General features: G+C 49.8%; 27 protein-coding genes and 1 other RNA gene. 24 read left to right on the forward strand and 4 right to left on the reverse strand.

Features of this window, described 5'->3' with window-relative positions:
- Window positions 1-14: 14 nt before the first annotated feature.
- A complete protein-coding gene (recU, locus tag OCU14_RS01605) occupies window positions 15-617 on the reverse strand; it encodes a Holliday junction resolvase RecU (protein ID WP_057878780.1) in 603 nt (200 codons plus the stop codon).
- 191 nt (window positions 618-808) lie between these two features.
- Here recU and OCU14_RS01610 point away from each other — a divergent pair, with 191 nt between their 5' ends.
- The 13 genes from OCU14_RS01610 (at window position 809) to OCU14_RS01670 (ending at window position 10686) form a co-directional block, all read left to right on the forward strand.
- A complete protein-coding gene (locus tag OCU14_RS01610) occupies window positions 809-1378 on the forward strand; it encodes an SLOG family protein (RefSeq protein WP_261809487.1) in 570 nt (189 codons plus the stop codon).
- 55 nt (window positions 1379-1433) lie between these two features.
- A complete protein-coding gene (gpsB, locus tag OCU14_RS01615; RefSeq protein ID WP_057878778.1) occupies window positions 1434-1787 on the forward strand; it encodes a cell division regulator GpsB in 354 nt (117 codons plus the stop codon).
- A 19-nt stretch (window positions 1788-1806) separates the two neighbouring features.
- An RNA gene (gene rnpB / locus OCU14_RS01620) (RNase P RNA component class B) lies at window positions 1807-2186 on the forward strand.
- Between the two features lie 201 nt (window positions 2187-2387).
- On the forward strand, window positions 2388-3356 hold the full coding sequence (locus OCU14_RS01625; protein WP_261809488.1) for an ABC transporter ATP-binding protein: 969 nt from the start codon (window positions 2388-2390) through the stop codon (window positions 3354-3356).
- A gap of 13 nt (window positions 3357-3369) precedes the next feature.
- Window positions 3370-4155: an ABC transporter permease gene (locus OCU14_RS01630; protein WP_261809489.1), complete on the forward strand. Its 786-nt coding sequence runs from the start codon at window positions 3370-3372 to the stop codon at window positions 4153-4155.
- Window positions 4142-4939 (forward strand): ABC transporter permease, encoded by a 798-nt coding sequence (locus OCU14_RS01635; protein ID WP_261809490.1) that lies wholly within the window; start codon window positions 4142-4144, stop codon window positions 4937-4939. The genes OCU14_RS01630 and OCU14_RS01635 overlap by 14 nt, the downstream gene beginning before the upstream one ends.
- Window positions 4940-5247: 308 nt before the next feature.
- On the forward strand, window positions 5248-6393 hold the full coding sequence (locus OCU14_RS01640; RefSeq protein ID WP_261809491.1) for a THUMP domain-containing class I SAM-dependent RNA methyltransferase: 1146 nt from the start codon (window positions 5248-5250) through the stop codon (window positions 6391-6393).
- A gap of 5 nt (window positions 6394-6398) precedes the next feature.
- A complete protein-coding gene (locus OCU14_RS01645) occupies window positions 6399-6779 on the forward strand; it encodes an HIT family protein (RefSeq protein WP_261809492.1) in 381 nt (126 codons plus the stop codon).
- Window positions 6780-6977: 198 nt separating this feature from the next.
- Window positions 6978-8321 (forward strand): ammonium transporter, encoded by a 1344-nt coding sequence (locus OCU14_RS01650; protein WP_261809493.1) that lies wholly within the window; start codon window positions 6978-6980, stop codon window positions 8319-8321.
- A 115-nt stretch (window positions 8322-8436) separates the two neighbouring features.
- Window positions 8437-8631, forward strand: a complete 195-nt coding sequence (locus OCU14_RS01655) for a hypothetical protein (protein WP_261809494.1) — start codon at window positions 8437-8439, stop codon at window positions 8629-8631.
- Between the two features lie 95 nt (window positions 8632-8726).
- Window positions 8727-9827, forward strand: a complete 1101-nt coding sequence (locus OCU14_RS01660) for an acyltransferase family protein (protein WP_261809495.1) — start codon at window positions 8727-8729, stop codon at window positions 9825-9827.
- Complete coding sequence (locus OCU14_RS01665; protein WP_261809496.1) at window positions 9806-10276, forward strand: 8-oxo-dGTP diphosphatase; 471 nt, start codon at window positions 9806-9808, stop codon at window positions 10274-10276. The genes OCU14_RS01660 and OCU14_RS01665 overlap by 22 nt, the downstream gene beginning before the upstream one ends.
- 74 nt (window positions 10277-10350) lie before the next feature.
- Window positions 10351-10686, forward strand: coding sequence for a hypothetical protein (locus OCU14_RS01670; RefSeq protein WP_261809497.1), 336 nt, complete (start codon window positions 10351-10353; stop codon window positions 10684-10686).
- Window positions 10687-10858: 172 nt separating this feature from the next.
- Here OCU14_RS01670 and OCU14_RS01675 read toward each other — a convergent pair whose 3' ends face one another.
- On the reverse strand, window positions 10859-11524 hold the full coding sequence (locus tag OCU14_RS01675) for a CPBP family intramembrane glutamic endopeptidase (RefSeq protein WP_261809498.1): 666 nt from the start codon (window positions 11522-11524) through the stop codon (window positions 10859-10861).
- A 186-nt stretch (window positions 11525-11710) separates the two neighbouring features.
- Here OCU14_RS01675 and OCU14_RS01680 point away from each other — a divergent pair, with 186 nt between their 5' ends.
- From OCU14_RS01680 to OCU14_RS01690, 3 genes are all read left to right on the forward strand, one after another.
- Window positions 11711-12232, forward strand: coding sequence for a TetR/AcrR family transcriptional regulator (locus OCU14_RS01680; RefSeq protein WP_261809499.1), 522 nt, complete (start codon window positions 11711-11713; stop codon window positions 12230-12232).
- A gap of 114 nt (window positions 12233-12346) precedes the next feature.
- Window positions 12347-12949, forward strand: coding sequence for a nitroreductase family protein (locus tag OCU14_RS01685; RefSeq protein WP_261809500.1), 603 nt, complete (start codon window positions 12347-12349; stop codon window positions 12947-12949).
- A gap of 157 nt (window positions 12950-13106) precedes the next feature.
- Window positions 13107-14231, forward strand: a complete 1125-nt coding sequence (locus tag OCU14_RS01690) for an NAD(P)/FAD-dependent oxidoreductase (RefSeq protein WP_261809501.1) — start codon at window positions 13107-13109, stop codon at window positions 14229-14231.
- Here the strand turns inward: OCU14_RS01690 and OCU14_RS01695 are convergent.
- Entirely contained in the window at window positions 14207-14614 is a 408-nt protein-coding gene (locus OCU14_RS01695) for a ribonuclease HI family protein (RefSeq protein ID WP_261809502.1), read from the reverse strand. The genes OCU14_RS01690 and OCU14_RS01695 overlap by 25 nt on opposite strands.
- 38 nt (window positions 14615-14652) lie before the next feature.
- On the opposite strand from OCU14_RS01695, the gene OCU14_RS01700 reads away from it, so the two are divergent.
- The 7 genes from OCU14_RS01700 to OCU14_RS01730 all read left to right on the forward strand — a co-directional run bounded on the left by OCU14_RS01700 (window position 14653) and on the right by OCU14_RS01730 (window position 22713).
- Window positions 14653-15069: an EbsA family protein gene (locus OCU14_RS01700; protein ID WP_261809503.1), complete on the forward strand. Its 417-nt coding sequence runs from the start codon at window positions 14653-14655 to the stop codon at window positions 15067-15069.
- Window position 15070: 1 nt separating this feature from the next.
- Window positions 15071-16726 carry a formate--tetrahydrofolate ligase gene (locus OCU14_RS01705; protein WP_261809504.1) on the forward strand — a complete coding sequence of 552 codons (1656 nt, stop codon included), beginning with the start codon at window positions 15071-15073 and terminating at the stop codon, window positions 16724-16726.
- Between the two features lie 253 nt (window positions 16727-16979).
- Window positions 16980-17444, forward strand: coding sequence for a signal peptidase II (gene lspA, locus OCU14_RS01710; protein ID WP_057878497.1), 465 nt, complete (start codon window positions 16980-16982; stop codon window positions 17442-17444).
- Window positions 17444-18367, forward strand: coding sequence for an RluA family pseudouridine synthase (locus OCU14_RS01715; RefSeq protein WP_261809505.1), 924 nt, complete (start codon window positions 17444-17446; stop codon window positions 18365-18367). The genes lspA and OCU14_RS01715 overlap by 1 nt, the downstream gene beginning before the upstream one ends.
- 136 nt (window positions 18368-18503) lie before the next feature.
- A complete protein-coding gene (gene pyrR / locus OCU14_RS01720; RefSeq protein ID WP_261809506.1) occupies window positions 18504-19037 on the forward strand; it encodes a bifunctional pyr operon transcriptional regulator/uracil phosphoribosyltransferase PyrR in 534 nt (177 codons plus the stop codon).
- A gap of 23 nt (window positions 19038-19060) precedes the next feature.
- Window positions 19061-20137, forward strand: a complete 1077-nt coding sequence (locus tag OCU14_RS01725) for a carbamoyl phosphate synthase small subunit (protein WP_057878500.1) — start codon at window positions 19061-19063, stop codon at window positions 20135-20137.
- Window positions 20138-20139: 2 nt separating this feature from the next.
- Window positions 20140-22713, forward strand: a complete 2574-nt coding sequence (locus OCU14_RS01730; protein WP_261809507.1) for a carbamoyl phosphate synthase preATP-grasp domain-containing protein — start codon at window positions 20140-20142, stop codon at window positions 22711-22713.
- A gap of 141 nt (window positions 22714-22854) precedes the next feature.
- Here OCU14_RS01730 and OCU14_RS01735 read toward each other — a convergent pair whose 3' ends face one another.
- Complete coding sequence (locus OCU14_RS01735) at window positions 22855-24567, reverse strand: NFACT RNA binding domain-containing protein (protein WP_261809508.1); 1713 nt, start codon at window positions 24565-24567, stop codon at window positions 22855-22857.
- 200 nt (window positions 24568-24767) lie between these two features.
- On the opposite strand from OCU14_RS01735, the gene OCU14_RS01740 reads away from it, so the two are divergent.
- Window positions 24768-25205: a MarR family winged helix-turn-helix transcriptional regulator gene (locus tag OCU14_RS01740; protein WP_261809509.1), complete on the forward strand. Its 438-nt coding sequence runs from the start codon at window positions 24768-24770 to the stop codon at window positions 25203-25205.
- Window positions 25206-25338 lie beyond the last annotated feature (133 nt).

Below are 25338 nucleotides of genomic sequence, written 5' to 3' on the forward strand. Positions count from 1 at the left end.
AAACGTGTTCGCTGCTAAAGCAGCTGATCCACGGCTTTGAGATAGGGAACCGGTAACTGCAATTGCGCAGGTAAAAGGATTCCCTTGGCAGCGATGTCCGCATAGGGCACGGACTTACGGCCACCTTGAATTTGTTGATCCCAGAAGGTAAAGAGGTCTTCGGCACGGTACAGGTAGGTTTCGTGACGATTGACAAACTTAATAATAGCAAAACAAATGCCACCCTGGGCCGTGCAGGCCCGCATGTGATCGATCTGGTGTTGATGAAAGTTTTTCAACGGGAAGGAGGACTTGTTCTTGGTTTCCTTCGCGTCGAAGTCGAGGTAATGGCCCCGATAGACCCCGTTGTAATCGGTCGTGGACGCGGTGCTAAAGTAGGCTTCCTTAATGACTGCCGCACTGCGTTTCGGATAATCGACCTTGACGATCTGGATGGGGGTCGGCTTCTTGTGAACGACCGCCATGCCACGGGTCTCATAGTACGTGTTACTCTGGTTGAGCTCTTCCTCTAGCGTCATGCCCCGTTTCCCGTAATTAGTATAGGAACTGGGAAACTTGGGCCCGGACGGTGTCGCTGGTGTTTGATAGGCATTCCCATTGGGATACCGAATAGTCATCGACTCCTCACACTCCTTGTCAAAAGCTGGCTCGCATTTGTGGCCCAGTTATTGACATTATACCAAGGTGGGGCAGAAATAAAAACTCCCAAGCAGACCGGACGTCAGACTTTTCCAATAATTTAACGTCTTTTCATTGCTCCCACCGAAAATCTTCGCTAAACTATAGGAAGAACAAAGGGGGAATTCTGGTGAGTCGACTGTGGGTGACGGGTTATCGAAACTATGAACTCGGGGTCTTCGGTAACGAGGACAAGAAACTTCTGGTCCTAAAGGACGCGCTGAAGAAGGTTCTCATTGGTAAAATTGAAAATGGGACCGATTGGTTGATTACTGGCGGCCAACTGGGGGTTGAACAATGGGTCATTGAGGTAGCCCTGACCTTAAAGGACGACTACCCAGAGCTGAAGATTGCGATGATGACGCCGTTTGCAGAGTTCGGCAACAACTGGAATGAGGCCAATCAGGCGCAATTAGCCAGCATCATGAGCCGAACGGACTTCCATGAACCAGTCAGTGCGCAACCTTATCACAACCCCCAACAGTTAAGAAACTATCAAGAATTTATGTTGACCCATACAGATGAAGCCGTGATGGTTTATGATTTAGAGGTTGAAGGCAAACCTAAGTATGATTACCGAGCGATTGAAAAGTTTCAGGAGCAACATACTTATCCCCTGACGATGGTTGATATGGAGTGGTTGCAAGAAAGTGCCAACGAATATCAAGAAAATTTAAATAATGGTTCCCAATTTGAATGAAAACTGGTATTATTAATATTGCCGGTTTGATATGACAACGAGGTGTAAATAATCGATGGAAAACATTAAGTTCACTCCAAAAGAAATTTTGCAAAAGCAATTTCGACAAAAGATGCGTGGTTACGATCCAGATGACGTTGATACTTTCTTAGACAACGTGATCAAGGACTACGACACTTTTGTTAAGGAAAATCAACGCCTGCAAGATGAAAACGAACGGTTGTTAGCGAAAGTTGATGAATTAACGAAGCAAGTACAAGTTGGCGTGAGCCAGCCGCAAGCTTCCACAACTAGCCAACCGACGTCCAGTGTCACCAACATGGATATTCTCAAGCGTTTATCCAACTTGGAACGTCACGTTTTCGGTTCACAATTAGATAATGATCCAAACGAGTCACATCGTTTGTAGAATTATAAAGACTGGTGTAAATCCTGAGTAATCGCGGTCGGCTTATGTCGGCTGAGGAAAGTCCATGCTCGCACAGACTGAGATGTCTGTAGTGTTCGTGCTCGGTGAAAAAATAAGCCGGGGAGCGTTAGCAATAACGTTACGGCGGGAAAAAACGGCTAAGGCTTCGGCTATGCTTGAGTATCCCTGAAAAGTGCCACAGTGACGATACGTCTAGGAAAACCTAGGCGGTGGAACGCGGTAAACCCCTCGAGCGGGCAACCCAAACTTTTGGTAGGGGCGCTTCACATATGGAAATGAACGAAATGTGGGGGGAGAGGAAACTCTCGAGATAGATGATTACTGCCAGTCAATCGTTTGCCTGAAACGGTTGGGTGGTACAAAACATGGCTTACAGGGATTTACACCATGTCAGGTCGGTGGGAGCTTGCTCCCGCCTTTTTTTATAGGATGAATTTACAATTGAAGTGCAACACTAAAGGAAGTTAAGTTTAATTTTTCCACATTGTACGATAGAGATTCAATCTTAGATTTACTATTCGCAAAAAGTCCGTCACAAGTTTTAGAGCAGTTAAAACAGAGAGGAAGTTTAGTTGGTGTATGAAGGACGTAATTGTGGTCAAAGATTTAAAAAAAGAGTTTCGAGTGACCACTCGTGAAAGTGGAATTTCGGCCGCGCTAAGATCGTTAATAAGGCCTCAAAAGAAAACTATCACGGCCGTCAATGGAATTAGCTTCTCTGTTCATGATAATACGATCACGGGTTTTATAGGTAAAAATGGGGCCGGGAAGACGACAACGATAAAGATGCTTACAGGAACATTGTTTCCAACTTCTGGGGAAGTGCGAGTATTAGGATTTGTTCCTCAGGAAAGAAAATTAGTCTTCAGAAAAGAAATTTCAGTGGTGATGGGCAATAAGCCGCAAATTATGCTTGATCTTACGCCGAAGGACTATTTTGAGCTTATTCAGGTTATGTACGATGTTGACAAAGTTGCGTTTGAAACTAATGTGGCTGAAATGTGCTCGTTGTTGAATGTAAGCGATAGAATTGATGTTCAGGCTAGAAAGCTCTCTTTAGGTGAAAGGATGAAGGTTGAATTTGTAGCTGCTGTTGCAACAGAGCCAAAACTATTATTTTTGGATGAGCCAACAATTGGATTGGATGTGCTTGCAAAACGTGATATAAGAAAATTTCTGAATAGTTTAGTTTCAAAAAAAGATATCACAATCCTACTAACGAGTCATGATATGGATGACATTGCAGCATTATGTAATCAAATAATTTTGATAGATAATGGGCAGATTATCTGGGATGGTACAGTTAGCGAGTTAACGGATAGGTTTTCAGGCTTTCAGTATGTTCAATTTCAAAAGGGAACGGGGTATGATCCAAGGCTTCTTTCTGGAAAAGTGGTCGATGTTGATGATAGTTCAATAACTCTTAAGGTACCCAGAGACGATGTAGAAAGGCTGTTAACCTTGTTAAGCAAAGAGAAAATAGGAACGAACTTCTCTATTCATGATTTGCAACTCAATGATATTATTTTGGAAATTTTTGAAAAATGAAAGTGGGTAGAAAATGAAGGTATACTACGCATTTTTAAAAGCTACGGCAAAATCGATTTTATCGAGCAAAAGTAGTGCTTGGATACTTTTACTGCAGGCAACTATTCCTACAGTGGTAATGGGGTATTTATGGACGAATGTGCTGGCAAATGGACGTACAATTTCAGGAATGAACTCCGTAGATATGATTCACTATTATGTTGGAGTGAACGTCGTAAACTTTTTCGTTTGGTACGCGGTAGATTGGGAACTGAATGATGATATTCATTCAGGGAAATTGGCCAATATTATTAGGAAACCAATTAATATGATGCTTTATTATATATCTAAAATGGTCGGCGATAGACTTGCTAACATCTTAGTTATTCTGCCAATATTGTTGCTATTGTTGCTTGCTAATTGGAAATCAATCAATTTCAATACTGGTTTAGTAAAAAACGTTCTCGTTATTATTGTTTCCGCCTTATTATGGTTCTTTTTTTCCTATAGTGTGGGGTGTTTGGCATACTGGTTTGAGAATCTGTTTTTTGTCTTATTGGTGAAGGAAATCGTTGTATCATTTTTATCCGGATATTATTTGCCTATTTCAACTTTTCCATTTGTTGCAAAAGAGCTATTAAAGTATTTGCCATTTCAATATTTTAATTATTTTCCAGTTCAAATAGTATTGGGAAATAAGACGGGAGTTTCATGGGAGCAAGGACTTTTAACGGAATTAATATGGTGTTTCATTTTCTTATTGTTCTCAGAGTATGTTAACAGGAAAGGGTTGAGGCATTATTCGGATGTCTTGGGTTAAATTAAATAAGCAAAAAAGGATTATTCTGGCGTTACTTAAATCAGGAATAACTGAAACTCTTTCTTTTAGTTCTGATGTTCTATTTGGAATTATTTCGTCAGGTCTTTGGATTGGTATTCTAATATTATTTTTTAAGATAATTTTTTTAAATGTGGATACCATTGCAGGCTGGACCTGGAGTGAAACGTTGATGCTTTTGGGCGTCTATACAACAATCGATGGCTTGATGATGTCATTGTTAGTTCAAAACTTACCCAAGTTAGAACATGATATACGAGAAGGCAATCTTGATATGGTACTGATGAAACCAATTGATGCTCAGCTTTTTTATATTTTTCGTTCAGTAGATACAACGCAATTGTTGAATTCGCTTCTTGGGGTTCTGGTTGTACTCTACGCAAGCACTAAAAGCTCGATCTCGCTCATAAATTTATTACTTTTTCTTGTGATGATAGTTGGTGGATGTGTTTTGTACTATTCAATTTGGTTTTTATGGACAATTACCACCTTTTGGTTTCCATCAAACTTCGGTAGAACGGACCTGTTCATGAGTGTAATTCAGGTTGGTAGATACCCTTCTAGTATCTATAAAGGAGTGGGCAAAGTTGTATTTATGGCAATTATTCCATTAGGTTTGATTGCAACTCCAAGTGCATTAGCAATAACCGGCAAAATGAGTTTACAGTATTTCTTTATGACCTGGTTACTTGTTATTGTATTTGTTTGTATTGACCGTTTTTTTTGGAAGAAAGGACTTAAAAAATATGATGGAGCTGGGCGATAATAACAAGGTTTCGGTGATTATTGTAAGTGCAGGAAAATCAACTCTTGAAAATACATTATTTAATTTAAGAGATCAGTTTAGAGATAAACTTATTCAGGTGGTATTAGTACTTGACACATCTCACGAGTGGAATTTTAGTAAAGGTTTTTTAAAAAAATTAACAGATAGATATTTTCAAGTGGGACGAATTTAAGGGGTGAAAGGCCTTCGGTGGTACACTGAGGGTAAAGTCGACTCGTCGCGGTAGCGGTCGACAGCGTTCGCCAACAAAAGCGTTGTACCGTTGAGTCGGAAACAAGGAGGATGTTATGAAAAAATTTCATTTATACGCCGCCACTGCGAGTGGTATCGAAGCCATCGCTGGGCGCGAATTACGAGACCTGGGTTATGAGACCCAAGTCGAAAATGGTCGGGTTCGTTTTGACGGGACGATCGAAGATATCTTACGGACGAACCTCTGGCTCAGAACGGCCGACCGGGTTCGGATCATCGTGGCTGAATTCGATGCCATGACGTTTGACGAATTGTTCGAAGCCACCAAGGCCGTGGCTTGGGATGAATTATTGCCAATGGATGCCGCTTTCCCCGTTGAAGGTCGCTCCAAGAAGTCTCAGCTACATAGTGTGCCCGATGCCCAAGCGATCGTGAAGAAGGCCGTGGCGACCAAGTTAGCCGCCGTCTATCACCGTCGGACGCGGATGCCAGAAACGGGTGCGACGTATCCTTTGGAAGTCATGATCGACAAAGATCATGTCATGTTAACGCTTGATACCACTGGTCCTAGCTTGTTTAAGCGTGGCTACCGGGTCGGTAAGGGTGGCGCGCCCATCAAGGAAAACATGGCGGCGGCACTGATTGCCCTGACGAGCTGGCACAAGGATATGCCATTCTGGGATCCCGTCTGTGGGTCCGGAACTATTCCAATTGAAGCCGCTCTGATTGGCCGTAATTTGGCGCCTGGCTTCAACCGGGACTTTACCTGTGAGAGTTGGGACTGGGTGCCACAAGAACTGAGTGACCAAGTCCGTGACGAGGCCGATGCCAAGGCCGACTATGACACGCCCTTACAGATTTTTGGGAGTGATATCGACGAGAACATGGTCGCCATTGCCAAGAAGAACGCGCAAGAGGCTGGGTTGTCGCAAGACATTACCTTCCGTCAGTTAGCGGTTCAAGACTTTGAAACTGACCTCAAGCATGGGGTCATCGTCGCCAACCCACCTTATGGGGAACGGTTGAGTGACCAGGCCAGTGTCCGGGAACTTTACAAGCAAATGGGTGACGTCTTCCGGCCAATGACGGACTGGTCAACCTATGTGCTGACGGCCGACTTGGAATTCGAACACTTCTATGGCAAGAAGGCCACGAAGACGCGGAAACTCTATAATGGAGCCCTCCGGACAGATTACTTCCAGTTCTGGGCACAACGACAACCACGGCGTTCAAAGGAGTAGGTCACGTGATTAAGGCGGATTGCATTTTCTGTCAAAAAAGCGAAATCGTTCTGGAAAATGACCTGGCGAAGGCCTTCTGGGATTTACATCCAGTGCGCAAGGGTCATCTGCTGATCGTTCCTAAGCAGCACTATGCCACGTACTTTGATATCCCTGGTCCAACCAAACAGGCCATGGATGCCTTGTTGGCTGAAGGTAAGGTCTTATTGGACCAGACTTATCAGCCGGCTGGCTATAACATTGGGATTAATGTCGGAGCGGCGGCTGGTCAAACAGTCATGCATGCCCATGTTCACTTGATTCCAAGGTATACGGGTGACGTACCTGATCCTCGTGGTGGGGTTCGCAAACTCATCCCCGCAGCCGTCAAACGTCTTCTGAAATAAACGCATGAGAGTCTCAGTAAATTTGCTGAGGCTCTTTTTTTATAGTGCACATGTTAGAAAATCTGACGTAAAAATGGACAATTAGTGGCGAAATTCTCTGATAAAAAGGTTAATTGACGAATTTACTCATATTTCATCGACATATTTAGTGTTTAGTGTTAGGATTTATAACATTAAAAGATGAAGAGGGCGACGCAAATGAATTTAGCCAACACGGCCTTTGTGTTAGTGGCAAGTATCTTGGTTTTATTCATGACTCCTGGTTTGGCATTCTTTTACGGGGGTCTGGTTTCGGAGAAAAACGTGGTTAATACCATGTTGTCGGTGTTTATCATGACGGGGATGGCCATTCTCCTCTGGGTATTTGTGGGGTATTCGCTAAGCTTCTCGGGTGACGTTGCCGGAGTGATTGGGAATCTGCGAGAGGCCTTTTTCCACGGCGTGCGGTTGTCAACCTTGACGACGGGGCAGATTCCCGTGGGCGCCTATGCCCTATTTCAAATGATGTTTGCCATTATTACTCCTGCTTTATTCGTGGGGGCCGTGGTTGGTCGAATTCGTTTTAAATTTCTGCTACTCTTTCTGGTCGGGTGGTCGTTACTCCTGTACTACCCGCTGGTTCACCTGGTGTGGAGTCCAGTCGGTTGGCTAGCTCATTGGGGGGTGCTGGATTTCGCCGGTGGGACGGTGGTTCACATCAATGCCGGGGTCACCGCCTTGGTCTTGTCGGCCTGGTTAGGGCCACGGTTGAAGAGTAATACCGGCAATCCCCACTACAATTTACCCTGGGTCCTGCTGGGAACCGCGATTCTATGGATCGGTTGGTATGGCTTCAATGCCGGGAGTGCGCTGGCGGTCAATGACGTTGCCTTACAGGCAGCCTTGACCAGTACCGTGGCCACAGCCACTGCGATGGTCGTGTGGATGGGACTCGACATCTGGCGTCACGGGAAACCAACCTTGGTGGGTGTCTGTACCGGGACCCTCTGTGGGTTGGTGGGCATCACGCCGGGAGCTGGATACGTGACGATCATGGGTGCCGTGGCTATTGGCGCCATTGCTACCTTGACCAGCTATGTCTTTGTGACCCGGATCAAGCCACGTTTGGGAATTGACGATGCGCTAGATGCCTTCGGTTGTCACGGGGTGAGTGGGATTGTTGGCAGTGTCCTCGTAGGAGTCTTCGCCACGAAGACCGTCAATCCGGTGGTCACGACCAATGGCCTTCTATATGGCGGTGGCGGTCGTTTACTAGGCATTCAGGTTGGGGCAACGCTCTTCACCATTGTGTTGGTGGCCGCCGGGGTCAGTCTCTTGGTATGGGGCCTCCGACAGGTTTGTCCAATGCGCGTTGACATTGCTGAGGAAGAAGCGGGGCTCGACCTGGGTGAGCACGGCGAACGGGTGGACTCAACGGTGGCCCGTCAGGCCCAGTTGGCCGCCTTCCGTCCCGAACAGGAACGTTTCGAACCCGAGTTTCGGGGACAACTCCAGCATCTGACACCGCATGATGCCACTCGATCTGGTTTGCATGGTCACTAAAGTTAGTGACTTTCTTAAGGTTCCCCGAAGTAGTGGTTATTTTGACGGTAAACTGATAAGCTAGCTTTGTGGTTAGGGGCCACATGAGTTTAATTAAGCTAAGGGGGAGTTTAAAATGAAAAAAGATCGGATTGTCTTAACGACCTTAGTCGTTTTTGCAGTGATGTTCTTAAGCCTGGTGCTCGTTTTAATGAAGTCACCATTATGGCTGGCATTCCCGCTGGCGTTTGCCGCTCTGGGTGCCGTCTGTTACGGCGTAGAGGGAATTATCGAAAACAAAAAATTACAGCGCAGTGAGCGCAAAGCTTAATCGTAAAAATAAAGAGGCCAGTGAGCCTCTTTTTTCGTGGTTTACGTTATCCGAGCGACTTGGTAAAATGAACGAGTAAAGGATGATGACGCGATGTGAATTGGCAAGGAGACAAAGTAGATGCCGGCGACTACCTGAAGGTGGCCGCCTGTACAGCAGTCATGGGACAATCGGTGTTGAGCCTTGCCCTGACGGCTCAGCCCACAGTCAAGCTTCAAGCTGTGATGGCCGGTATTTATTTGGCAGTGAAGTTCACCGCCCCGGCCTTTATCTGGGGAATTCTCTTCACGACCAGCCGGACCACTTATCCAGCTCCTAGCTATGGGACCTACCTGAAACGCCAGACACCGACGTTGTTTTTACCGACGGCGATCTGGACGGTGTTCTACCTGTGGTTGATGCCTGGTGTTCAGCAGCATGGGACGGCTCACAGTTGGGGATCGTTTATCTGGCAGGGCGTGAGTGGTAATGCGGCACCCCATCTGTGGTACAACACCATGATGCTCCAATTCATCCTGTTGATGCCCATTTTCTGGTGGCTACGTGGTCGGGTGAACCGCCCACAAGCGGCGAAACGCTGGGGATGGAGCATCGGGGGCCTCTATGTTTTGGCAATAGTCGGCTTTACCCGGTGGGTCTATCCAAACGATCACTTTGCCCACTGGTATCTCTTAGATCGGGTTTTCCCGGGCTTTCTCTTGTACGCGATATTAGGTGTGTTGTGCTGGCGATATTGGCCGGCCTGGCAACGCTGGTTGTCGCGCTACTGGAGCTTGTTGGTCCTAATGGCCTGTGTGGCGTGGGTGGTTCAGAATTGGACGCTACGGCAGTGGGGAACGACGATCGATCTTGCACATACGAGTTACTATTTGCCGGCAACCGTTGTTTTTGATTTAAGCGTTATCGGATTGGTTCTGGCGTTTGCCGGTTACCAAATACGGCGGCGATCCCGGTCGTTGGGAGTCGTTCATGGTCTCGCACAGTTAGCCTATCCCTCGTATCTTGCCAATGTATTTTGGCTACAGCTTATCTGGCGAGGTGGTGGGGCTGCCTTGACGCGAGCACACTTAGGTCTGGGCATCCTCGTGTGTTATGGATTGACCTGGATCGTTTCGTTTAGTTTTAGCGCCTTGATCGCCCAGAGTATTGATTTAATTAAATGGAGGAAACAACCATGGACAGAACGCAACCGGTAGAACTGGTGACAATGATTCTCGTGACCGATCCTGTCACTAAGCACGTCTTGGTGGAAGACAAATTAAATGTTCCCTGGAAGGCTGGTCACAGTTTTCCCGGGGGTCACGTGGAGGTCGGTGAAAGCTGTGCCACGGCGGCGATGCGGGAGGTGGCCGAAGAAACGGGTCTACACTTACATAGTTTGAGCTTCTGCGGTACCTGTGAATGGTTCGACCCGACGCGTCAAAAACGCAAGCTGGGTCTGTTGTACCGCAGTGATGATTTCACGGGGGAGCTACGGGACAGTAACGAGGGCCCTAACTCGTGGCTACCTTTGGCGGCATTGACGGCGGGCAACAGTGCGACTGGTCTGATGGCCCTACTACGCGTCTTTAACCACGAACTCCCAGCGGTCGTCAGTGATGAGTGGAATGGTGAACTGTCGGTGGATGCTGGGTGGCACGCCTAGGCTGAATTTTTCAGGCACCCTGAACCTCTCAATTATTGGAAACGTGTATAATTGAGGTAAAGGAAGCGATGATGATGAAAACAACGAGACAGACCCAACGGTGGTATGGCTATTTCTTCATTGGTTTGAGCGTGCTTGCCCTGATCTTGGCAGGACTGCTACCGTTAACCTTAGTGGAACGTGCTTTGATTTTGACGACCGCGGTAACCTTAGTGGCCTATGGGATTAGTTATCAATCCCGATTGGCCCGAGGCTGGTGGCTGGCACTGGTTGTTGTGGGTGGTGGACTGATTCTTCTGGACTTGGTCGTAGCCCTCATGACACCAGCGTTGTTCCTGACCTTCCTCGAATTCCTGTTGCCACTGACATTCTTGGTGGTGCTTCTGGGCTACCTGCGTCGGTTGATCTAGACTTGTTTAAGCTGTATGTTACCTGTGTCTCCGGCTAACACTTGTTTAAGCAGGTGTCATCATTTTAATTCGTAAATAAAAAATAAAAGCGTCCGACAATTATTTTGAAGATAATTGTTCGACGCTTTTTGACTGTAGTTAATTAATGGCAGGTACTGGCGGTTTGCTGAAATTAAGCGAACAGGGTCACCAGAATATCCCAGGTCATGTGAACGACAATTCCGGGCCAGAGCGATTTACTTCGAGCATAGAGCCAGCCGAAGAGGGCACCGAGGGCGGCAACGGAGACCAAATTGCTGATCCAAGCCATTGGACTCATGGCGGGGACCGTCGTGAGGTAACGGGGGATGTGTAGACTGGCGAAGGCCAGAGCCTGAATCGTATTGGCCGTGGCCAAGGAGTAGCGAGTCAACAGAACGTTTAGGAAGTAGCCCCGGAAGACGAATTCTTCACTGATCCCGACTACCAGAAAGTAGCGGCCCCAGAATTCGGGGCGAAAGCTGTGGCTGATGCGTAGGCCGTGGTGGGCGAGAATGAATTGTCCAATCAGGTAGACAATGACCAAGGCTAAGACGAGATAACCAGGTATGAATCGCCAGTTAGGGCGCCATTGATCACGGTTGGCTAAATACAGGTCGCTGGGTGCTGCTTGATGCAGGAACCAAGCCCCAGCACCTAACCAGACGAAAAGTTTGATGGCATCTAAGATGAGTTCCTGTGGCCAACCGGCAAGATGATTTTCGACAGGGACATTGAGGACGATCTGAACGATTAACCACACTAGCCAAAAGCCAATGAGGTTGAGGGCCAATCGTCGAGAGGTAATTGAACGCGACATGGGCGACACTCTTTTCTAGAATAAAGGTTTACTCATATTGTAGAACACTTTGACCGGATTGACTGTAAAGTTTAGGTAAGGATCACTGATGATAAGTGATGTAATCAGTGTATACATTTAAAGTAATCAGTGTTAACATGAAGTGTGAACGGTGTTTTAACGGGATTTTAAAGGAGGATGACTCAGATGGCGGAACGACCCTATCATCGAGAAAATTTAGCGGCGGCAATCGCACAACAAGCCCGAATTCAATTGGAGGAAGACGGGGCGGGACAACTTTCTTTGCGCCAAATTGCACGTTTCCTGGACGTGACGCCGGCTGCCGTTTATCGGCATTACCCGGATAAGGCGAGTCTATTGACGCAACTCAGAGTGACGATTACAGATGAATTGACGGCAACTTTACGTGAGGGTGTCTTGGATTCGGCGGATGCCACGGCTATGTTGACGCGGATGGTGACCAATCTATTGGCCTATGCGGCTCAACATCCCCAAGCAATTGCTTTCATCCTCACAACGCCATTAGGGGTCCCACAGAGCTTGCAAACGGTCGTCACCCTCTATACGGCGCAACACCCTGCTATGACGGCCACTCAGAACCCAGCCCAGGCCTGCTGGTTGTTTCTGTTGGGGATCTTGTTGGTTCATGACCAGACCCTAACGGCGGCGTGGATGACCACACAGTTGACCCACTTACTAGAAAATTAACCGAAACGACCAGTGGAAAATACTTTACTTTCAAAAAGTAAGTGATAAACTAAAGCCCATTGTTACGATAACTAAACGCCCGGTATCCGGGATTTGAAATGAGGTCATTAAATTATGGAAACTAAATTCGTAGAACTTGCCAAGAAACGGCGTAGCATCTATGCCTTGGGTCGCGATATGAAGCTCAGCCAAGACGACCTGGTCACGCTGATTAAAAACAGTGTAAAGCAGGGGCCATCATCCTTTAACAACCAGACGACGCGGGTCGCCATCCTATTCGGCGATTCACACGAAGAACTTTGGGACATCGTAATCAATCGTCTGAAGCAAGAGGTGCCCGACGCGGACGCCTTCAAGCGGACCGAAGCCAAGATTAACGGCTTCAAGGCGGCCTATGGGACGGTCTTGTTCTTTACCGAAACCAAGACGGTTGCCAAGTTCGAACACGACTTCCCACTTTATGCGGCTAACTTCCAGGATTGGTCAGAACAATCCCAAGGGAATGCCCAGTATGCGGTTTGGACGGCGCTGGCGGAAAACGGCGTTGGTGCCAACCTGCAACACTACAATCCCTTGATCGATGACGACGTTCGGAGCACCTTCAACATTCCAGCTAGCTGGCGTTTGCGGGCCGAAATGGACTTTGGGTCCATCGAAGCACCGGCCGATGACAAGGATTACATGTCTGACGATGAACGCTTCTTAATCTTTAAATAAGCACGTTAAATAAGGGAGTCTGTCCACACCGTTTTGGTGTTGGGCAGGCTCCCTTTTCCTGAGGCAATCGTCGAGGGACGGTCACGTGTTTTGAGGGCAAGTATGCTAAAATGAGGGCTAGAACAGAATCTTTTAATTATCGGAGGTCAAGGTCAGCATGCAAAAACGAATTGCCATTATTGGCGGCGGCATTGTCGGCGCCACCGCAGCTTATTATCTCAGTCAGTTACCAGGCGGGCAGAACGTGAAAGTGACGCTGTTTGACGACGGCGTGGGCCAAGCCACCAGTGCCGCCGCCGGCATCATTTCGCCATGGCTTTCTAAGCGTCGTAACCAGCAATGGTACCGCTTAGCCAAGGCAGGGGCCGACCTCTACCCAGAACTTATCCACGATGCTAAGTTGGGGACGGACGTTTACCAGCAAACGGGAACTATCGTGACCCGATCGGATGACAGTGATCTCGAAGCGTTGTTTGCCCTAGCCCAAGAACGACGGCAAGATGCCGCAACCATGGGGGATGTCAGTGCGCTCAGTGCCGCCGAGGTGCAAGCGAAGGTGCCGCTGTTAACGACGAGTCACCCTGGCGTCTTTATCAGTGGCGGTGCCCGTGTTGATGGTGCCGCACTGGTGGATGGGTTGTTAAAACAAGCCACGTCACAGAACTTAACGATTCGGCGCGAACGGGTCACCCTCGATGGTCAAGGCAATGTCATGACTTCGGTGGGCCTCAAGCAATTTGATCGGGTCATCGTGGCCGCTGGGGCCTGGGTCAAGGAACTCCTGGCACCACTGGGCGTGATTGCTGACGTCCGGCCGCAGAAGGGCCAACTGATTGAACTGGCCGTCAAGGACTTTGAGTCTCAAGAACGGATGCCGGTTGTGATGCCCGAGGGTGAACGGGACTTTATTCCATTCGGTCACGGCAAGCTCCTCGTAGGGGCGACCCATGATGACGAAGGCAAATTTGATTTGAAGGCGACGCCAGAAGTAACTGCCGATCTGTTGGGCAGTGCGCAACGGCTAATGAGTGGGCTAACCGCCGAAAGCGTCGCGGCAACGCGAGTCGGCACGCGGGCCTATACGCGGGACTTCGCCCCATTCTTCGGGCCAGTGCCTGAACATGAAGCCGTCTTAGTGGCTTCTGGACTGGGGTCTTCGGGCCTGACAACCGGGGTTCAGATCGGTCGCTTACTCGCCGGATCTGCCCTGTATGGCGGGACCCCCGACTGGAGTGACTATGAGAAGCCGCTCACGACCTACTTGGCCACCTCTGCGGAGTGAAGCGCCTGATTGGCTAAGGTATGGGCGCCCTGGTTTTTTTTCTCGGGAACCCACTGGGTCAGCACCAGTTGAAAGGGTGCCTGGGCCGCTAATAAGCGGTCGACCTGGTCTTGGTAATGTTTTGCATAATGTTTGGTTAAACTGTCGTTAACGATCTGACTATCGGTGTAAAATAAAACGGTAGTCGACGCACTTGCGGGTCCCAATAGTTGGCTGAGTTTTTCAAATCCCAGCCGCGCGACTTCAAACTCAGCCGCGTGGTTGGTCTTGGCCAGCAGGGGGACCTTCAATTGTGTCTGGTGATGATCGTGGATGATGAGGATGCCGCCGGCACTCAGTCCACTTTGTGGCTGGGTGGCCGCATCCGTATATAATGAATACACAAGAATCACTCCAATTTTTTCGTGAGGTGTTGAAGCTAATGATAACGCAACAACGACGCTTTTTGTATCAACCCTATCCACTGGGGAGCATCATCAACTGGAGCTGGACGCTGATTGTTTTTCTACTCGGGGTCATCTTCTGGCTAGAAGTGACGCATTTTAACTGGATGACACTGGCCTTCTTTGTGGCCTTTGCCTTACTCAGCTGGATCGAGATCCACTTTCGGAATATCACCATGGCTGACGGGATGTTAACCGTCAGTCGGGTGCTCAATCACCATCACTTGGTGATCCCCTTGGCGGACGTTAAGGGGGTTCGCGTAGCCCGTTTTCGTTTGGGAATCGTGGCCCAAGGGCGGATCTATCAATTCTTATTACCACAAAACTCAGTGATCGAGTTAGCCGCCTTGATTCGTGCGGCCATGCCCGAACAAGCCGAACGAGAGGATGACTAATTTGAAAGATATTGAAATTTCACAGGCCACGCCGCTGGAACCGATCGAAAAGATTGCGGCCAAGGTGGGGCTCAGTCCTGCCGATATTGAACCATACGGCCACACCAAGGCCAAGATTACCTTGCCACTCCCTGAAAAGCATGATCTGGGTAAACTGGTGCTCGTGACGTCCATTAACCCTACACCAGCCGGGGAAGGCAAGTCCACGGTGGTGGTCGGTTTGGGGGATGCCCTGAACCGGGCTGGTCACCAGACTGTTTTAGCCCTGCGTGAACCCTCAATGGGGCCCGTCATGGGGATGAAGGGGGGCGCCACCGGGGGTGGTTACGCCCAGGTTGTCCCAATGGAAGACATTAACCTGCACTTTACTGGGGACATGCACGCCTTAACCGAGGCCCATGACACCCTGGCTGCCTTGATCGACAACCACATTCACCACGGCAACGCGTTGAACCTGGATCCCCGCCAGATTGTCTGGAAACGGGTCTTGGATATCAATGACCGTGAGTTGCGGCAGACCGTCGTTGGCTTGGGTGGCCGGACCTCCGGCACACCACGTCAAGACGGCTTTGACATTACCGTCGCGAGTGAACTGATGGCGGTGCTGTGTCTTAGTGAAGACCTGACGGACCTGAAACGGCGCGTGAATCGGATTCTCATTGGGTATACCTATGACCGTGAACCCGTCACGGTGGCCGATCTGCAGGTCGGTGGCGCCATCACGTTACTCTTAAAGGATGCCATCAAACCCAATCTGGTCCAGACGTTGGAACATAATCCTGCCATTATCCACGGGGGACCATTTGCCAACATTGCCCACGGGTGTAACTCCGTGTTAGCCACGCAAACGGCCCTGCAACTCGGGGATTTTGCGGTGACCGAAGCCGGCTTTGGGGCCGACCTGGGTGGCGAGAAGTTTATGGACATTAAGACCCCGGTGTTGGGGAAGACCCCCGATGCCGTAGTGATCGTGGCGACGATCAGAGCCTTGAAGTACAACGGTGGCGTTAAACGCGCTGATCTCGAACAAGAGGATGTCACGGCCTTGAAACGAGGCAGTGCCAACCTGAAACGTCATATCACGAGCATGCAGCAGTATGGTGTGCCGGTGGTCGTCGCCATCAACCGGTTCACCAGTGATACCGATGCTGAAGTGGCCGCCCTGACCGCTGAGGTGGCCGCATTGGCCGTTCCGGTGGCCACCACGACCGTTTGGGCCGATGGTGGGGCTGGTGCCGCTGATTTAGCGGAAAAGGTCGTCACGGCCACACAACAGGCCAAGGACTTCCATCGTTTGGTGCCAGAAGGTGCCGATCTGATGACGCAGATGACGGCCATTACCCAGAAAATTTATGGGGGAGCCAAGGTCGAATTGTCCGGGAAGGCGCAGCGTCAGTTGAAGACGTTGGCCAAGCAGGGCTGGGACAAGTTGCCAGTCTGCATGGCTAAAACCCAGTACTCACTGACGGATGACGCCCATCAATTAGGCGCACCCACGGACTTCACGATTCATGTGCGTGAGTTTGCCCCACGTTTAGGGGCCGGCTTCATCGTCGCCATGACGGGGAACGTCCTGACGATGCCTGGACTACCGAGTCATCCCGCGGCTCTCGATATGGATATCGATGCTGAAGGGAAAATTACCGGGTTGTTCTAGTCTTTTAACCAACCTTTCAAAACGATTAAAATAAATGACGAGGCCTGAAAAGGGTTTCGTCATTTTTGATCGGGTGAAACGGCGTTAAACCGGTATTCGGCGGGGATGCATCAGCCGACAAATGGGTGGCCTGACGACTAACTTTCCCAATCGGTCCTTTTCCCGAACTTTTCTGGGCCAGAAGCCGCCGAACCAGCCGGTTTTCTGGTATACTTTTCAACAACGACTTATAGGAAAGGTGTTTCATAAACTTATGCTGATTGCCAATATTATTTTAATAGTGGTCCTGGTCGGAATCGATCAGTGGATCAAGCACGCGGTGGTCTTAAACATCGCGTTAGGTGGTGAGAAGCCCTTTATCCCTGGGATCATGTCTCTGACGCACCTGCGTAATGACGGGGCGGCCTGGAGTATCTTGCAGGGGCAGATGTGGTTCTTTGCGGTCATCGCCGTGATTGCCCTAGGGATCATGGGCTTCTTCTTCTGGCAATACCGCAACCAGCGGGAACACTGGGTGGAGGAACTCGGGCTGGCCTTGATGATGGCCGGGACGATCGGGAACTTTATTGACCGGTTGCTGAATGGTTACGTGGTTGATATGTTCCAACTCACCTTTATTAATTTTCCAATCTTTAACTTCGCCGACAGCTGCTTAACGGTTGGCGTGATTCTAATTGCGGTCGGGGTTTTTCTCGCCGATCGCCGGGAGGCCCAGTAATGCAAAATGAAGAATTTAAAGTCACGGCGAGTGCCCGGCTAGACAAATTAGTTGCCGAGACGGTGCCGACAATTTCACGGTCGCAGGCTAAGGGTGCCATCGAAGCCGGTCAGATTAAGGTTGACGGCCAGGATGCTCGACCAAAGGACAAGCCAGCGGTCGGGGCCACGGTGACCATTAGCCTACCTGATCCACAACCGCTGGATCTCGTTGCCGAAAATATTCCCCTAGACATTGTTTATGAGGATGACGATGTGATTGTCGTGAATAAGCCCCAGGGGATGGTGGTCCATCCTGCACCGGGTCATCCCGACAAGACCTTAGTGAACGCGCTCCTGTATCACAGTCCACTCTCCAGTATTAACGGCACGTTGCGACCAGGAATCGTTCACCGAATTGACAAGGATACCTCGGGACTCTTGATGGTCGCCAAGAACGACCACGCACATCAGAGTCTGTCGGCACAGCTCCAGGCTAAGACCAACCTGCGGGAATATGTGGCGATTGTTCACGGTAACTTTAAAGAAGAAGAAGGGGTCATTCGTGCCCCACTAGGGCGTTCACCCAAGGACCGCAAGAAACAGGCGGTCGTCGCCGATGGTCGGCCCGCTGTCACGCACTTTAGAGTTTTGGAACGCTATGGGAATTACACGTTGATTGCCTGTCGCTTGGAAACGGGACGGACCCATCAGATTCGGGTTCATTTGGCCTACATCAAGCATCCCGTTGCTGGCGATCCCTTATACGGTCCCAAGAAGACCTTAAAGGGTGCGGGCCAATTCTTACATGCCAGAGAGCTGGGCTTCAAGCAGCCAACGACTGGCGAGCAACTCGTCTTCACGGCACCGGTTCCAGATAACTTCGCCGCAGCGGTTAAGCACCTGCGGTTACAGGCCGGTTTGCCAGTTGACAAACCAATCTAGTTTTTTTATGCTAAACGTACGAGAATAGCGGGTTTACCGGTGTTCCGGCGGGCGGGTTTCTTCACCAGTATTGCCGAAGAGACTCGCCCGCCTTCTACATAGGCGGACGCCGGGGAATTTTAAGGAGGAAATAAAGATGGCAAAGGTAGTTGTGGACGCAATGGCAATGCAACGGGCCCTGACCCGAATCACATACGAAATAATCGAACGCAACAAGGGCGTGGATGACTTGGTCATTCTCGGAATTAAGACGCGCGGTGTCTATTTGGCGCGGCGGATTGCCAGTCGCTTGCAACAGCTTGAAAATGTCACGGTACCGGTGGGTGACCTCGATGTGACGCCGTATCGCGATGACATTGACCACGATGCACAGGGTGATCCCCAGGTAAGTGGTGAGAGCATCGACTTTTCTGTAGCAGGGAAAAAGGTCATCTTAGTCGATGACGTGCTTTATACCGGTAGAACTATCAGAGCCGCGATGAGTGCCATTATGGCACTTGGCCGCCCCCAGTCCATTAACTTGGCCGTCCTGGTCGACAGAGGTCACCGGGAGCTCCCAATCAGAGCGGATTTCGTCGGGAAAAATATTCCCAGTTCACAACGAGAACGGATCAAGGTCTCTGTCAGCGAAATTGACGACCGTGACGCCGTAGAAATCCAACAGGCATAAACTGACGAAGGGGCCGATTTAGCATGGCAAAACGCTATTTAATTTTAGAAGACGGCTCGGCCTACGCCGGTGAGGGTTTTGGTGCTGGCGCCACGACGAGCGGCGAAGTCATTTCCAATTTAAATTTACTTGGCTATCAGGAAACGATTACCGATCAGATTTATCACAATCAGATCATTATCTTTTCGCAACCCGCCATTGGTAACGTCGGTATTAACCACGATAGTTACGAATCGATTCTGCCCACGGCTAAGGGGATGGTGGTGCGAGATGTAACCAATATCTCAACCAATCGTCTTTCCCGTTTGTCCCTGGATGAATTTTTGCAGCAGCACAATATTCCAGGAATCAGTGGTATCGACACGCGTCACTTAATTCGCAAGTTGCGAAAGATGGATGGGCCGGTCAAAGGGAGTATTGTCGACGTTGCCGACGCCCACGCCTTTGACCAACTGAACGCGACCGTCCTGACCAATCGCCAGGTCGATCAGGTAGCGACACCCAAGCCGTATCCCAACCCGGATACCGGGAAGAACGTGGTCGTTATCGACTTTGGGCTGAAGCACGGGATCTTACGGCAATTGTCCGAGCGGCGGTGTAACGTCACCGTGTTGCCTTGGACGGCAAGCGCTCAAGATGTCTTGAACCTGGATCCGGATGGGGTCTTACTCTCTACGGGTCCCGGGTCACCCTTAGACCTCGGTGAAGGGGTGCTAGAGATGATTCGGACGGTCCAAGCCGAGATTCCGCTTTTTGCGATTGGACTGGGTCACGAACTCTTTGCTCTGGCCAATGGGGCGACATTGGCGGCTCTTCCAGTGGAATATCACGGAAGTAGCCATCCAATTCGCCGAATCATTACCAACGATATTATTTATGCGACGCAGGGTCAGGGTTATGCGGTGGTGGCCAAGTCGATTGACCGTAACCGGTTGATTACCACCTACGTTGACCTGATCAACGGCACCGTCCAAGGACTGCGGCACCGGGACTTCCCGGCGTTCTCCGTTCAATTTTTCGCGGATGGTGCCCCGGGTCCCCACGAGAGTCGGGACCTATTCGATGAATTTATGGAAGCAATGACAGCACGGGAGGGATAGACTTGCAGAACTTGGATGACTTACAAAAGGTTTTGATCATTGGGAGTGGTCCGACGGAGATTGGTCACGAGACCGAGCTAGATAGCGCCACCGTGCAAATTATTACGAGTTTTAAACGTCATGGGATTAAGACCATGATCATTGATAACAATCCCTTCTCCGTGGCTTTAGAGGAGATTCAGCCGACAAACATGTATGTTCAGGCGGTGACGACGGCAAATGTCCGCCACATCATCGAACGTGACCAGCCGGATGCCATTCTGCCAAGTTTGGGCGGCCTGCTGGCCATTCGGATTACCCAAGAGTTGATTGAGAATGGGGATATCGGTCGGTTTGGCATTACCATTCTGGGGATGCCGGCTAGCACGGTTCGTCAGATTAACAACCCGGCAACCCTCAACGCCACGTTAAAGGAAATTCAGGAGCCGGTCATTGAGGCCCAAGTCGTCGGCACCGAGGATGAGGCCTTGGGATTGGTCGAGTCGATTGGCTTTCCCCTGATCGTGAAGCCGGTAGCACCCCGAATTGATTCAAACCGAACGATTTGTGATAACGTCGACGACATGTTGGTGGCCTTGAACCAAGGCTTCCAACAATCACGCTTTGACCAATGTACGTTGGAGCGCAGTGTAGTTGGCTACAAGGAAGTTGAAATGGTGGCCATTCGAGATTCAGCGGATACCACGATTCTGATTTCCGGCCTCGAGAACGTCGATCCTTTGGGGATTCACTCTGGGGACTCAATTGTGATTGCGCCACCACAAACGTTAAATGACCGGGAATATCAGGATTTACGGGACGCGACCTTCCATATTGCCCGAGAGCTCGGGGTCGTGGGGGTCATGCATATTCACTTTGCCCTCAATCCCGATAACCAACACTTCTACGTCACAAAGCTAGCGCCTTACTTTACCCGTGGAGTCGCTCTGGCGGCGCGGACAACCGGTTATCCGGTAGCGATGGTTGCCGGTCCCTTGATGTTAGGTCAACGCCTAGTGGACATCAAACTCCCTAGTCGCTATGTGAAGCAGACGGCCATTATGGAACCGACAATTGACCACGTGAGCGTCCGGATTCCCATTTGGCCGTTCCAAGAGGTACCCGATGCCGATCAACATCTGAATACCGCCATGAAGGCCGTGGGATCCACGGTCGGCATTGGTCGGTCGGTGGAAGAGGCCATGTTGAAGTCGGTCAGAAGTTCCCAGTTCTCACCGCGAGACGTGTTGCCGAGTGTTAGTAATTTAACCGATGGTGAAATGATTAGTCAGTTGATTCATCCACTGGCTAATCGGATTCTAGTCCTGATTGAAGCCCTGCGTCGGGGATACGATCCCGATGAACTGAGCGAATTAACGAAAATTGATAATTTCTACTTCGTGAAGTTACAGCATTTATTACAGATTGAAAAACGCATCATGGATCACCCGATGGATGTCGATACCTTGAAGTGTGGCCGGTACTACGGCTTTGGGGATGGGATGATTGCGCGGATCTGGCAAACGGATACCTCTGCCATTCGTGAATTGTCCGCCTCTGCGGACGTGCGCCCCACCTACAAGATGATTGAACCAACCGGAGGTGAGTTCGACGAAGAGGCCAGCGGTTATTACAGCACGTTTGAATTTGAGAACGAGAGTCAACCGTTGGGCGATCGGACGGCGTTAGTTCTCGGCCGGGGTGGGAACCAACTGGGGCCTAACTCCGCTGCCGAATACTTCACGACCGAAATGTTGAAGCAACTCAAGCGCGCGGGTTACCATACCATTCTGATGAATACCAATCCGAATGCCGTGGCCGTGGCGCCGGAGTTCTCCGACAAACAGTACGTCGATCCCATTCAGTTGGGGGACATTCGTAATGTGATTCAGGTGGAGCATCCGGACATTGTGATTGTACCCGGGAACCGGCATTACCTGACGCGTGAGTTGGGTAAGCTCGATTTAAACTTGCATGTGTTGCCACCCGATCAGGAGACTGGGGAGCCCCAGCCTAAGCGCGCAACGATTGGGGTTAGCCTGTTTGTCCACGAGCAACATAAGATTGCGGCCGGGGTGATGGACATGATTGCCCCGGGGATGAATCAGGACCTGGCGCAGGTGACGGCATTTCGGATGCCGGCCGAGTTGCCTAAGGCCGATCGCGTCCGCCTGGTTGAGATGGCCAAGCAAGCCGTGAGTGAACGTCAGATCACGGGGATGGTGCAGGTACTCTTTGCCCCGAAGTCAGACAAGAGCGATGCCCTCACGGTGGTGGGGGTTCGACCAACCCGATTGACCGAGATGGCCTTCTTGAGCAAGGTCACCGGGATCAACTGGGTACGAATGCTGACGCGTCAGCATATTGGCACCTTGGATGATGAGGAACTCGGGGAGATTAAGATTGACCTGAACAGTACGCGGGTCGCCTTGATGAATGCAGCCTTCCCATTTCGGCAGTTGCATGTCTTGAATCGGCCGGGGACGACCGATCAAGAGGTCGGGGCCACGATTGCATTTGGATCGAGTGAGGCCTTGTCCTTGCAAAACCTGAGTGATACCGAGGAACTGGACCGGATCATCAATCGAACCATTTAAAAGAAGAAATATGAGCGAGTTGGCAGAAGTTGGCGACTCGCTTTTTTAATTTTGATAATTGTAGATAGCAAAAAGCGTCCAGTCAACATTGAAATGACTGGACGCTTTTTGCTTGAATCTAGTTGTATATAGCAATTACATCTAGTTATCTGCGAGCTTTTCAACCAGAGAACTTTCCGGTGTGACGTAGACCGTCCGTTGACCGGTAAAGATCACGTATCCTGGCTTGGCCCCATTGGGTTTGTGGAGTCGTTTTACTGGGAGGTAATCCACGGGCACATTGCTCGACTCGCGACCCTTGGAGAAGTAGGCGGCTAGGTTAGCGGCCTCAAGAATCGTGGCCTCACTCGGATTATCCGCGTGAATAATCACGTGGGACCCCGGCATATCCTTCACGTGAAGCCAGATATCGGTTCGCTTGGCCGTGTGAAGGCTGAGCTGATCGTTTTGCAGGTTATTTTTACCAACCGAGATCTTCGTGCCATCGCTGGCCGTGAAGCGATCAGGTTTGCTGACCTTTTGACGCCGCTGTTTCTTAGACTTCTTCAGGTGATCGTGATCACGTAGATAGCCACCTTGTTGAAGTTCGAGGCGGATGTCCACCAGATCTTTAGGGGCAGCCAATTCGATCTGAGCCATGATGTTGTCGAAGTAATCGACGTTAGCTTGTGTGATTTTTAACTGTTCGTTAACATAGATGACGGCATTCTTGGCCTTTTGATAGCGTTTGAAGTATTTTTGCGCATTTTGGTTGGGTGATAACTGGTTGGAGAGGGCAATCTTCAACGGCTTGTTGTCATCGTAGAAGTTGGGTAACGAAACCGAGGTTTCACCGCGTTCGACCTGGTGTAAATAGGTTGTCAGGATCTCTCCCTTGATACGGTACTCGTCAGCGTTCTCGGTATCGGCAAGGGTGCGCTGGAGTTTCTTTAACTTGGTACGATTCTTCTTGAGTTCGTTACGAACGACGCGAATCAGCACGCTTCCTTGTTGCTGAACCCGGTCGCGTTCGGCCTTGTCCTGATAGTAGGTATCCAGGAGTTCACTGAGCGTGGCCGCAGTCTGCTGGGTTGCCCCTTCCGCTGGATAAGGGAAGGCCGTGAAGCTGGTCTTGCCCTTAGGTGAAATGGTTAACGTGGGCTGTGGGGCGTCGAAAGTGGCGAAGAAGTCGCGGAAGTGTTGGGCCACGTCGCCGGGTTGGTGAAGGGCGGTGGCTAATGCGGCAACTGTATCCTTGCCAAGTCCTTGGTATTGGTGCTGCAGGGTTTGGGCGAGAACTTCCTGATTAGGGAAGTCGCGGAGCGTATCGGCTAAATCCGGACGAGGGCCATCGAAGGGATCGGTGAGATCTTGCTTCGGTGGGTTGATATACTGAGCCCCTGGTAAGAGTAACCGATAGCGGTTTTGATCGGAGCCCACGTGTTTGATGGCATCAAGAATCTTGCCTTCGGCACCGTCGACTAAGATGACGTTACTGTGACGCGCCATGATTTCAATAATAAGGAGAAGATCTTGTTGATCCCCTAATTCATTACGGGAGGTAAATTGCAGGTGCACGACCCGGTCGTTGGCAACCTGAGTGATGTTCTTGAGGATTGCCCCTTGCAAGTATTTCCGCAAGATCATGGTAAAGTTAGTGGGTACGGGCGGGTTCACGTAAGGAATCTGCGTGACTTGAATCCGCGCATAGGTGGGGTTAGCCGATAACAGAATCGGATAGTTATGGCTGTTAGCCCGGATGGTGAGGACGACCTCGTTGGCGTAAGGTTGGTTAATCTTACTTACCCGACCGGTCGTGAGGGCTTGACCCAATTCCTGAACCATTGCGTGGGTAAAGGATCCGTCAAATGACATGGAGAACAACACCTTTCTATCTAAAGAGTCTTGAATAAAGCGTTCAATAAAACGACACAACTTAAAGTATACCGGGCGGTTAAGCGAAGTGCAAAGAACTTTCCTCGGAAACCTAGTAGATGGGGGTAAAAAACGTCATCAAATTGACTTGTGATTAGCAACCAGATCGTTGTACAATACAAGCAAAGGAGTGAGGGCAAATGAAATCCAGTTTAGCGGCGCTTATGGCCATCAACAAAGTTCAGCAAACGTTACTGCAACGGATGACCAAGCAACAGCACCTAACCGTTTCCGAGTGGCAACTCTTGGATCATATCGGCGGTGGTGAAAACACCCAAGAAATTCTTGCCCAACAGACCCGGTTGGATACATCGACACTCAGTCGCCAACTGAAGGGTTTAGTGGCCAAAGAAATGGTCTCTAAGGAAGCCATTGGTCGTGACAAACGCCAGTTGGTCTACAGTATCACGCCCGCGGGAACTGAGACGGCGTCAACCATTAATTCAGCGTTTGAGGCGCTCTCGGATGAAGTATTTGAACACTGGTCAACCGATGAACGCAATTTATTACAGATATTATTGAACCGTTTAGATAAAAGTATGGATCGTCAGCGCAATGTAAAGAAACCTTTGGCTTGATGTGAGGTGGCGGACATTGCATGCAGGGGCGGATTGTCTTCTGCGTTTTTGTGGTGGACGAATTGTCAAACCAAGTGCAACACTTTATCAAATAAAACTTCTTCAGGGGTACAGTAGTCTAGAACCTTTCTCG

Origin of the sequence: Levilactobacillus humaensis (genome assembly GCF_024345185.1) — a bacterium.
Taxonomy (GTDB): domain Bacteria; phylum Bacillota; class Bacilli; order Lactobacillales; family Lactobacillaceae; genus Levilactobacillus; species Levilactobacillus humaensis.